A 10,733-nucleotide genomic window follows, 5' to 3' on the forward strand; every position below is an offset into this window, starting at 1 on the left:
GGGCAAACCTGCCCCGTCAGTGATGCCTGTAACTTGGCGGGTTCAGCCCATCGAGTGACTGCAATCCGGGCGCAGCGGCGATCACGTCTGGAATGCGGTTTATCAGCGTCGAACAGGTCGTGAACCGATAATTTGCGTCGTCGCATTCAAGCTGCAGGTTCGGCTCTCCGGTCACCTGCCAGAGGTTCGTGTCATTCTCACCCTCGCGGTAAATGCGCCCTTCCATCGCGAACTCGAACGAGGGCCCCTCCTGCGTGGTCACGGCGGTTCGGTCAATGGTTCCAATCACATGCCCCTTCGGGATTTCGGCCGCCAGACTTCGGCAATGCACCTGTTCGTCCGCCAGCACGGGCGTGACATCCGATTCCATTGACCCGATCTTCAGCCCCAGGCGCGCGACCAGCGCTTCCAAAACCTGCCGCGCCACGAATTCAGGCCAGCCGGATGACGCGACATAATCTTCAAACTCCGCCCGGGATTTTCCGATCAGCAGGTGGTTGGCAACCTCGGGCCCATAATCGTCCACATTCCATCGGCACCGACCAACAACTGTCTCGACCTTATGAGACGCGCCAAGCAGCGTGGTCACCATGTTCAGCCAAAACACGTCCTGCGCACCGGACGCAGCCAGCGTCACCCCGTTGGCCTTTGCCAGCGCATCCAGCCCCTGTGCGTGATCGGGTGCCGTTGTCCAGGGAAAAACCGTTTCTTCCTCAATCGTGACGACGTTAACCCCGTGCTTCAGACATGTTTCGAAATGCCTGTGCATCGAAGACAGGTAACTGCCCACACAGACCACCGCGATATCCGCACCGCGCGACAGGACAAGATCGGCATTGCTTTCCACTGACACACCCAAACGGGTGCCAAGCCCCGCCACTTCACCCAGGTCGCGGCCAACTTTCGACGGGCTTCGCCCAACAGCCCCGACAATCTTGGCGCCTTTCTCCACAAGAAGCCGGGTTGCAATCGCGCCCATCGCCCCAACGCCGTAAACGACAACCCGTATTCCTGAAAAAGGGCCGGGCATTAACCTGCGACCTGGCGGTCATACTCCTCGCCGTCGAACCACCCCAGGGCCGACGTCACCTTCATATCCTCGTCAAGCTCCCATTCCTCCCAACCCTGAACATGCAGCGGGTTGCCTGTTTCCGCGTGATGGCCGGTGAAGGTCCACATATAGACGACATGCTGCCCCGCACCGCGAATACCGTCGCAAGTCAGGTGCAAATCCGGAACGTCTGCATGAAATCCTGCAGCCATGGCCGTCAGACCGTCATGGCCCTTGGACGGCTCGCCACGATTGATGATGATGCTGCTGCTTGGCGTATGAAACGCCGCGACGTTTTCCGGAACTTTTGAATTCCACGCGGCGGTGTAACGCTGCGCCAGATCGTCCAATTCGCTTTGAGTAAATGACATGTCTTTTCCCCCCTAAATTGGGAAAGCCTAAGTCTCATCCGATTTTGTAGCAAGGTTTGAGGGTTTTCAGAGCCGAAACCGCCTTTCATTTCCACGCAAATGCAGGCTGTTCAAAATGCGCGGCCCGCGTCTGTTGCCCCCGAATGGCCACTTGGCGGAACTGGTACAGGATCGCGGCTGTCGGGGCGAAAATGTAATGCCCCAGACTTGGAAAAAAGGCCGACAGCACCGGTTGCGTTCCGTGATCGGCGTCTTTCAGTCGTGGAATGTCCGGGCTGTTCAGCTCAGCAAAGGACAGATGATGTACCTGGGCCACCTCGGACGGGTCTGGTCGCATAGCCCGGATATCTTCGGCCCACATCACAAACGGGCTGATGCAGAAACCAGACCGCGTCGGGAAATCATCGAGCCGCCCCAGAATATCCTGCTCGGTCAGGGTCAGGCCCAGCTCCTCCTCCAATTCCCGCAGGGCGGCTTGCTGGGCGGTCTCTCCGTCATCCAGCCGCCCGCCGGGCAGGGCGTATTGCCCGCTGTGGCGGTTGATCGTCTGCGGGCGCATCGTCACCAGTACACTGGCCTGGTCACCGTCATCATGGGGCGCGATCACCACCGCCACGGCGGCCCGGCGCAGCCCGTCCTGTTGCGCCCTTTCGATGGGGAAGGACCGCACGCGTGACGTAATGACATCTCGCAGGGGGACAGAAAATGAGTGATCCGTCACGGGTAACCTGTTTGGTTGCTGAAAACGCTTCTGCCTATCCATGACAAACTTCCGCTGTGCAGGCCATGCCAATCCGCTATCTCTTGGATCAGCGGAGGATTTGAGATGACCATCACAACCGATTTCACAGGCAAGACCGTCATCGTCGTCGGCGGCACCAGCGGCATCAATCGCGGAATAGCCGAGACATTCGCCCGCTCAGGCGCCCGCGTCGCCGTGGCCAGCAGATCGCAAGAGAAAGTGGACGACACGGTGACCGCCCTCACCGAAGCGGGCGCGGAGACGGCCATGGGCGTGGCCTTCGACGTGCGCGACGCGGATGCCGTGGCCAAAGGCCTGCAGCAGATGCATGAGGCGTTGGGCGATTTCGATATCCTGATCTCGGGGGCTGCGGGCAATTTCCCGGCACTCATGGCCGAAATGTCGGTGAATGCCTTCCGCACGGTGGTCGAAATTGATCTGATGGGCACCGTCCATCTAATGAAGGCCGCTTATCCGCTGCTCAAACGGCCCGGCGCGAGCGTCATCAGCATCTCTGCCCCGCAGGCATTTCTGCCTTACGAAGGGCAGGCCCATGTCTGTGCGGCGAAGGCCGGCGTCGACATGATCACCCGTACTCTTGCGCTGGAATGGTCGCCTGAGGGGATCCGCATCAATTCGGTTGTGCCGGGGTATATCGCTGATACCGAAGGTGCGCGCAGGCTGGCCCCGACGGAACAGGCGCTTGAGATGGTGCGCCGCAACATCCCGCAGGGTCGTCTGGGGGCTGTGCAGGATGTGGCCAATAGCTGTCTCTGGCTTGCGTCCGATCTGGCGGACCATGTGACCGGGCAGGTGATCTCGGTCGATGGGGGGCTTTATCAGCGCGGCTCCGGCCAGTTGGGTCAGATGATCGGCCAGATGCTGCGCAGCAAAAGCGGAGGGTAAGCCATGACAACGGCTCTGATCATCGGCGCAGGTGCGGGGCTTTCGGCCTCGCTTGCCCGGAAACTTGCGGCGCGCGGGCACAAGCTGGTGCTGGCGGCGCGCGACATCTCGGACCTGGGCGCTCTGGCCGAGGAAACCAGCGCAACCTGCGTGCCCTGCAATGCCCGCGACCGCGCAGATATGGAGCGTCTTTTCGAAGCGGTCGACGCCACCGGAACGCCCCTGTCGGTCGCTATCTATAACCCCAGCGCCCGCGTGCGTGGACCGGTGCAGGAGCTTGATCCAGAGGCGGTCGAAGACGCGATCCTGACCACGGCATATGGCGCATTCCTGATGGCGCATCACGCGGCCAAGCGGATGCTGCCACAGGGCAGGGGCGCGATGCTCTTTACCGGCGCGTCGGCGGGTGTGAAGGGCTTTGCGCAGTCTTCCACCTTCGCCATGGGCAAGTTTGCGTTGCGGGGTCTTTGCCAGTCACTGGCGCGAGAATTGCATCCGCAGGGCATCCATATCGGTCATTTCGTCATTGATGGCGGGATCACCAAAACACCCGAAGACAACCCGGGGAATGCCCGCCTTGATCCCGATGCGATCGCCGACAGTTACATGCATTTCCTGGACCAGCACCCCTCGTCCTGGGCGTGGGAGATCGAGCTGCGCCCATGGGTCGAAAGGTTCTAAGCCGGGGGTGAAACTGGCCCTATGCAAGCCGGCCCTCCAGGCGTAGCGTCGCCGCCATGACCCATGCCATCCATGACAGCGCCTATTCCTGGACGCGCCTGCTGATCACGCTGGCCATCGGCATGATTGCCAATGTGGGCATGTGGGCCATCATCGTGATCATGCCCGCGGTCGAGGTCGAATTCGAAGCGACCCGCGCGGCGGCGTCCATGCCTTATACGCTGACGATGATTGGCTTTGCCCTGGGCAACATGCTGATCGGCCGGCTGGTCGACCGGTTCGGTGTAACTTTGGCGCTGAACGGCGCGGCGCTGGGGATCGCGGCGGGGTTTCTGCTGTCGACCTTTGCGCCGTCGATGGCGGTTCTGTCGCTTACGCACCTGATTTTGGGGTTGGGCACGGCGGTGGGCTTCGGCCCGCTGATCGCCGATATCTCTCACTGGTTTCTCAAGCGGCGTGGGATCGCTGTCGCGCTGGTGGCTAGCGGAAACTACCTGTCGGGCGCGATCTGGCCCACGCTTCTTGTCGACATGCTGGCTGAAAGCGGTTGGAGGCAGGTCTATATCACTCTTGCCATTCTGGCCGTCGTGATCATCCCGCCGCTCTCGCTTCTGTTGCGGCGCAGGGTTCCGGATGACGCGCATGGCGTCGCCGATGCGGCCAATGCCCTGCGCGCGCGCAGCGTCGGGCTCAGCCCCCGCACGCTCCAGTATCTTCTGGGCCTTGCAGGTATCGGCTGCTGCGTGGCCATGTCCATGCCGCAGGTCCATATCGTGGCCTATTGCGTGGGTCTGGGCTATGGCCCCGCTGTCGGGGCCGAGATGCTGTCGCTCATGCTTTTGGGGGGCGTGGTCAGCCGTATCATCTCGGGCCTCTTGGCCGATAGGCTGGGCGGTGTGATGACGCTCCTGATCGGATCGGTCCTTCAAGCGATTGCGCTCTTTCTCTATTTGCCCTGGGACGGGATGGTGTCGCTTTACATCATCAGCCTGATGTTCGGCTTGGCGCAGGGCGGTATCGTGCCATCCTATGCGCTGGTCGTACGCGAATACATGCCCGCGAAAGAGGCAGGCCAGCGCGTGGGTTTCGTGATGATGATGACCATTCTCGGCATGGCGCTGGGCGGCTGGATGTCGGGCTGGATCTATGATGTCAGCGGCAGCTACCAGATGGCCTTCGTGAACGGCATTCTCTGGAACGGGCTGAACATCGCGATCATGCTGTGGCTCTTGTCCCGCAGCAGGCCAAGGGCGCCGCGGCCCGTCGCCGGGGTGGCGGGCTGAAGCCCGCCCTACGAGCCGGCCAGATGTGCCTCGCCCCGTTCGCGGGCAAGCCGGATCTGTTTCTGGCGTTCCCGGAAACGTATCTTGTCGGCCTCTGACGTCTCATCAATGCAGTGATGGCAGGACACCCCGGCCTCGTACTCGGGACGCTTCTGATTTTCCGGCAGGATCGGACGGCGGCAGCCATGGCACAGCAGATGCGGCCCCTCCTTCAACCCGTGACCCACGCTGACCCGGTTGTCGAAGACAAAGCATTCGCCCTGCCAGGTGCTTTGTTCCTGCGGCACTTCCTCTAGGTATTTCAGGATGCCGCCTTTCAGGTGAAAGACATCCTCAACCCCCTGACCCAACAGGTAATTCGTCGATTTCTCACAGCGTATCCCGCCGGTGCAGAACATCGCGATCTTCTTGTTGTGGAAGCGGTGCTTGTTTTCTTCCCACCAGGCGGGGAAATCCCGAAAGCTGGCCGTTTCGGGGTCAACTGCGCCCTCGAAGGTGCCGATCGCCACCTCGTAATCATTGCGCGTGTCGATCACCGCCACATCCGGGCGGCGGATCAGATCGTTCCAGTCCGCAGGCTCCACGTAATGGCCCACCCGCGCCTTGGGGTCGACATCAGGCTGGCCCATCGTCACGATCTCGCGCTTCAGCCGCACCTTCATGCGGGGAAAAGGCGGATGGTCCGACCAGCTTTCCTTCCATTCCAAATCGGCGCAGCCGGGCAGGGCGCGGATATGATCCAGCACACGGGCAATACCCGCCTCGGGCCCCGCGATCGTGCCGTTGATCCCCTCCTGCGCCAGCAGAAGCGTGCCCTTGACCCCTTCGCCACAGCACAGCTTGGCCAGCGGCGCTTTGAGCGCGCCGGCATCCTCGAACCGGGTAAAGTGATAAAGGGCGGCAATCTTGTACATGGCGGCGACATACGTCCGACCCGCCCTGCGTACAAGAGCCCGCATTGACGCGGCCCGCCAAGACACCTACCCCTGACCGCAAAAGCGGAGGTTCCCATGACCCAGGCCCTGATCGTCATCGACGTGCAAAACGATTTCTGCCCCGGCGGCGCGCTGGCGGTCCCTGAAGGCGACCAGATCGTGCCCGGGATAAACGCGTTGATGGCGGAATATCCGGTGGTCATCCTGACCCAGGACTGGCACCCGGCGGGCCATTCCTCCTTCGCCTCCTCACATGGGGGCAAAGCGCCCTATGACATGACCCAGATGCCTTATGGCCCGCAGGTGCTGTGGCCCGATCATTGCATCCAGGGCTCCATCGGTGCGCAGTTCCATGCCGATCTGACCACGGACCGCGCCGATCTGATCATCCGCAAGGGGTTCAACCCGGCCATCGACAGCTATTCCGCGTTTTTTGAAAACGACCACAGCACGCCCACCGGGCTGGAAGGCTATTTGAAAACCCGCGGCATCACCGATCTGACGATGGTTGGGCTGGCTACGGATTTTTGCGTGAATTTTTCGGCGGTGGATGCGGCGAAACTGGGCTTTTCGGTCACCGTGCGCTCGGATCTGTGCCGGGCGATTGATCTTGATGGATCCCTGGCTGCAGCCCGGACGGGAATGCAGGAAGCGGGTGTGCATATCATCGGTTAGGCTGACCGCAAACCGCTTCTCCTACAGGTCGCCATTACACCCGAAACGCGGTCGCAAATTCTTAAGACCTTTGCGCCATCCTGCCTTTGGGGGCAGGCATCATTGTGGGGCAAAATGGGTGATACATCGGGTGATGGCGCTGATGCGCTGACACAGGCAAAAGCACGCTACAGCCGGAAAGAGCTGTTGATCCGCTATGCACGCGGGCGCGTGGCGTATGTCTGGATGCGCGTTTCGATGATCGCGCTGGGTGTGGCGATCCTTTGGTTTGCCGATGGACCCGGATATGCGTTGCCAGCCCTTGCGCTCGCGATTTTGGGGGAAGGGGTCGATTGCCTCTATCTCAAGCGGGTCGCACGCCGCGACTTGCGCAGCGATGCGGATGTTCATCGGGCGTATGTGGTCAGCACTATCACCGGAACCGTTCAGGCGCTGACCATCTCGGTCTGTGTCGCGCTGGCATGGTTCGGCCCGGTCGGCCACTCCGCACCGCTTTTCGCGCTGTCCTTCCTTGTGGGCACGACGATTAACGCGGGTCTTGTCATGCCGTATCACCGTGCAGCCAGCATCTCACGGGTGATCGTTTACGGGATCGCGCTGGTGGTTCTGCTGGGGTCCGAAGTGATCCTTTACGGCGCAATCACGCACTCGTTCGCCCTGAACCTGGGCGGTTCGATCATGTTGCTCTACATGGCCTATGCCTATGTGTCATTCGTGAATACAGGGTTCAGCAAGAACCGCAAACGCACGCTCGACATGACCCGCCGGGAGGGGGAGCTGCAACAGCTGAACGCACAACTCATTGACCGCGAACGCGAGCTCAGTCTGCTGTCTTTGGTCGCGCGCCATGCGAATGACAGCATGATTATCAGCAAGGCGGATGCCACGGTGTCCTTCGTCAATGACGCCTTCATCCGAACGACCGGATACACCTCAGAGGAGATTGTCGGCCGGCGCCTGCGTGACGTGCTGACCTTTGAAAAAACCGATCGTGCCGTCTTGCAGCAAATCATTCAAAGCCCGCCCAACGGCAGCCCCTTTCGAGGGGAAATTGAACTGCGCCGCAAAGATGGCACCCCTTTCTGGTTCGAGGTGAACCAGGTCCCCGTTCTTGACGGGGACGGGTCGCTTCACGCCATCGTGTCGGTCAATCGCGACGCGACGCTGGCCAAAAAACAAAAGGCCGAACTGATCGCCGCCCAGCAGGCCAGTGAAAACAGTGCTCGGGCCAAAGCTGAATTCCTCGCCACCATGAGCCACGAAATCCGCACGCCGATGAATGGCATTATGGGAATGGCGGAATTGCTGGTCGATACCGATCTGAAAGGTGACCAGCGCCTTTACGCCGACACGATCCGCGGCTCTGCCCAGGGGCTGCTCAGCATCATCAACGACATTCTGGACCTCTCCAAGCTGGATGCTGACAAGATGACGCTAATGCCAGTGGATTTCGATCTGCGATGCTGTTTGGAAAACACGATCCACCTGCTGCGCCCGCAGGCGGAAAGCAAAGGGGTCGCCCTGCATTTCGATTTTCCCGATACCGCGCCGGAACGGGTTTGGGGGGATGACATGCGCCTGCGCCAGATCCTGCTGAACCTCGTCGGCAACGCGATCAAGTTCACCGATGAAGGCTTTGTGCGCGTCGCGGTTTCGTTGGCCCATACCGAAGAAGATGTGGAACTCACGGTCGACGTGGAAGACACCGGCATCGGTATTCCATCCGACAAGCTGATGCATGTGTTCGAACGCTTTTCCCAGGCCGAAGCCAGCACAACCCGCCGCTTCGGTGGTACTGGTCTGGGTCTGACCATCTCCAAGCTTCTTGCCGAAGCCATGGGCGGGGATATCACCGTCACCTCAACCGCCGGAGAGGGGGCCTGCTTCACCCTCACGGTGCATCTTCAGCCCGCGGTCACGCAATCCGACGTAACCACACCTGCCGAGGCTGAGGTGACGCTGACCGATCAGATCAGCGGCCTACGCGTTCTTGTGGCCGAAGACAATCAGATCAATCGCATGCTCATGGGCAAGTATCTGGCGGATGCGGATATCACCCTGACCTTTGCCAACAATGGCGTCGAAGCCGTCGCCATGGCGCGCGATATGCAGCCCGACGTGATCTTCATGGATATGTCGATGCCTGTGATGGACGGGCTGGAAGCCACCCGCCAGATCCGCGCAACCTGCCCCGGCGCACCCCGGATCCTTGCGTTGACCGCCAACGCCCTGACCACTGACCGCGACGCCTGCCTGAAGGCGGGGATGGACGGGTTCCTGTCGAAACCGGTGCGTCGCAATGATATCCTGGCGCAGCTTGCGCAACACCGCGCAACCGTCCCCAGCGACTGATTACCCCCTTGGCGCGCCCCGCCCCGCTGGCGTATCAAACCGCCACCACGTTGCAGGAGACGCGCCATGGATATCGCCACCCGGGTCTGGAACCACAAATGGAAGATCGACCCGATCGTCCGGTCTCTGATCGACACGGATTTCTATAAACTGCTGATGTGCCAATCGGTCTTCCGCAACCGCCCCGACACGCAAGTCACGTTTTCTCTCATCAACCGCTCCAAACACGTGCCCCTCGCCCGCCTGATCGACGAGGGCGAGCTGCGCGAACAGCTTGACCACATCCGCTCCCTCTCGCTGACGCGCGGAGAAAGCACCTGGCTGCGCGGCAACACCTTCTATGGCAAACGCCAGATGTTCCGCCCCGATTTCATGGAGTGGTTCGAAAACCTTCGCCTGCCGCCCTACCACCTGGAACGGGTGGGCGATCAGTACGAACTCACCTTCGAAGGCAGCTGGCCCGAGGTCATGCTCTGGGAAATCCCCGCCCTCGCCGTGCTGATGGAATTGCGCGGCCGCGCGGTGCTGAACGAAATGGGCCGGTTCGAACTGCAGGTCCTCTATGCCCGCGCCATGACCAAGCTGTGGGAAAAGGTCCAACGCCTGCGCAGTCAGCCCGCCCTGCGCATTGCCGATTTCGGCACACGGCGTAGGCACAGCTTCCTCTGGCAGGACTGGTGCGTGCAGGCCATGTTCGAAGGGCTGGGCGACAGCTTCGTGGGCACCTCCAACTGCCTGATCGCCAAGAACCGCGATCTTGAGGCGATCGGCACCAACGCCCACGAACTCCCCATGGTCTATGCCGCTCTGGCCGATACCGACGCCGACCTGGCCCAGGCCCCCTATGACGTGCTGTCCGACTGGCATGAAGAGCATGAGGGCAACCTGCGCATCATCCTGCCCGACACCTACGGCACCGACGGCTTTCTGGAAAACGCGCCCGACTGGCTGACCCAATGGACGGGCATCCGCATCGATTCAGGCGACCCGGCCGAGGGGGCCGAAACCGCCATCCGCTGGTGGCAATCCCGCGGCGAGGACCCGAGGGAGAAGCTGGTGATCTTCTCTGACGGTCTGGACGTGGACAAAATCCTGGAGCTTTACGCGCAGTTCGCCGGCCGCGTGAAGGTGTCCTTCGGCTGGGGGACGTTGCTGACAAATGATTTCCGCGGCCTCACCCCCGACGACCGCCTCGCGCCGTTTTCCCTGGTGTGCAAGGCGGTGTCAGCAAACGGACGACCGACGGTGAAACTGTCGGACAACCCGAACAAGGCGATGGGGCCGGAGGATCAGATTGACCGGTATAAGCGGGTGTTTGGGGTTGGGGAGCAGGAACGGCTGGAGGTTGTGGTTTAAGGAATTGGAACATATAAAGAACGAAAATGTTCTACAGGTAGAGTAGTAATGCCCTCAGTAATTTCTAAGATTGTACAAAAGTGTGGTGACTACCGCCAGGATGACGGGTTCGAGTTTGACGAAGTTCACGTGACCAATTGGGCAAATCAATTCCCAGAAGGTCAACGCGCCCAAATACTTACTTGCGTTGAGAATGCACTATCGGTTTGCTACTTTTCTAAGTCCGAAGCGGAAAGCTGGCTGAAAGAAGTTGTGAAAAATGAAGAGTTCAGTGGCTCTGATCCTGCAGGCTTCTGGAAGTCTGCCAATCTACTGAATATCCAAGCGAGGGGCAGAAGCCAACGCGAGATGCTTGTGATCTTAGGGTCAGGACCCATTGAT

The 10,733-nt window shown here is 60.7% G+C and carries 11 protein-coding genes; 7 read left to right on the forward strand and 4 right to left on the reverse strand.

Going from position 1 to position 10,733, the window contains the following annotated elements:
• Positions 1-16 precede the first annotated feature (16 nt).
• The 3 genes from TR61_RS11550 to TR61_RS11560 form a co-directional block, all read right to left on the reverse strand.
• The gene (locus tag TR61_RS11550; RefSeq protein ID WP_050930163.1) at positions 17-1,030 is read right to left on the reverse strand and encodes an NAD(P)H-dependent amine dehydrogenase family protein; all 1,014 of its coding nucleotides are present in this window, start codon (positions 1,028-1,030) and stop codon (positions 17-19) included.
• Positions 1,030-1,422, reverse strand: coding sequence for a nuclear transport factor 2 family protein (locus tag TR61_RS11555; protein WP_050930165.1), 393 nt, complete (start codon positions 1,420-1,422; stop codon positions 1,030-1,032). Before TR61_RS11555 ends, TR61_RS11550 begins: the two co-directional genes overlap by 1 nt.
• Positions 1,423-1,507: 85 nt before the next feature.
• Complete coding sequence (locus TR61_RS11560) at positions 1,508-2,092, reverse strand: NUDIX hydrolase (protein WP_172676972.1); 585 nt, start codon at positions 2,090-2,092, stop codon at positions 1,508-1,510.
• A 156-nt stretch (positions 2,093-2,248) separates the two neighbouring features.
• Here TR61_RS11560 and TR61_RS11565 point away from each other — a divergent pair, with 156 nt between their 5' ends.
• Genes TR61_RS11565 through TR61_RS11575 form a run of 3 tightly spaced genes read left to right on the forward strand, consistent with a single transcriptional unit; the run spans position 2,249 to position 5,034 of the window.
• Complete coding sequence (locus TR61_RS11565; RefSeq protein ID WP_050930169.1) at positions 2,249-3,070, forward strand: SDR family oxidoreductase; 822 nt, start codon at positions 2,249-2,251, stop codon at positions 3,068-3,070.
• Between the two features lie 3 nt (positions 3,071-3,073).
• Positions 3,074-3,751, forward strand: a complete 678-nt coding sequence (locus TR61_RS11570) for an SDR family NAD(P)-dependent oxidoreductase (protein ID WP_050930171.1) — start codon at positions 3,074-3,076, stop codon at positions 3,749-3,751.
• 56 nt (positions 3,752-3,807) lie between these two features.
• Positions 3,808-5,034: an MFS transporter gene (locus tag TR61_RS11575; RefSeq protein WP_050930173.1), complete on the forward strand. Its 1,227-nt coding sequence runs from the start codon at positions 3,808-3,810 to the stop codon at positions 5,032-5,034.
• A gap of 8 nt (positions 5,035-5,042) precedes the next feature.
• On the opposite strand, the gene trhO is transcribed toward TR61_RS11575, so the two are convergent.
• The gene (trhO, locus tag TR61_RS11580; RefSeq protein WP_050930175.1) at positions 5,043-5,948 is read right to left on the reverse strand and encodes an oxygen-dependent tRNA uridine(34) hydroxylase TrhO; all 906 of its coding nucleotides are present in this window, start codon (positions 5,946-5,948) and stop codon (positions 5,043-5,045) included.
• 96 nt (positions 5,949-6,044) lie between these two features.
• Here trhO and pncA point away from each other — a divergent pair, with 96 nt between their 5' ends.
• The 4 genes from pncA to TR61_RS20265 form a co-directional block, all read left to right on the forward strand.
• Positions 6,045-6,644, forward strand: a complete 600-nt coding sequence (gene pncA / locus TR61_RS11585) for a bifunctional nicotinamidase/pyrazinamidase (protein ID WP_050930177.1) — start codon at positions 6,045-6,047, stop codon at positions 6,642-6,644.
• Positions 6,645-6,758: 114 nt separating this feature from the next.
• Positions 6,759-8,996, forward strand: coding sequence for an ATP-binding protein (locus TR61_RS11590; protein ID WP_050930179.1), 2,238 nt, complete (start codon positions 6,759-6,761; stop codon positions 8,994-8,996).
• Positions 8,997-9,062: 66 nt separating this feature from the next.
• On the forward strand, positions 9,063-10,352 hold the full coding sequence (gene pncB, locus TR61_RS11595) for a nicotinate phosphoribosyltransferase (RefSeq protein ID WP_050930181.1): 1,290 nt from the start codon (positions 9,063-9,065) through the stop codon (positions 10,350-10,352).
• 129 nt (positions 10,353-10,481) lie between these two features.
• The coding region (locus TR61_RS20265) for a phosphoribosyltransferase-like protein (RefSeq protein WP_216595397.1) at positions 10,482-10,733 on the forward strand (252 nt) is incomplete at its 3' end.

Origin of the sequence: Aestuariivita boseongensis, from assembly GCF_001262635.1 — a bacterium.
Lineage (GTDB): Bacteria > Pseudomonadota > Alphaproteobacteria > Rhodobacterales > Rhodobacteraceae > Aestuariivita > Aestuariivita boseongensis.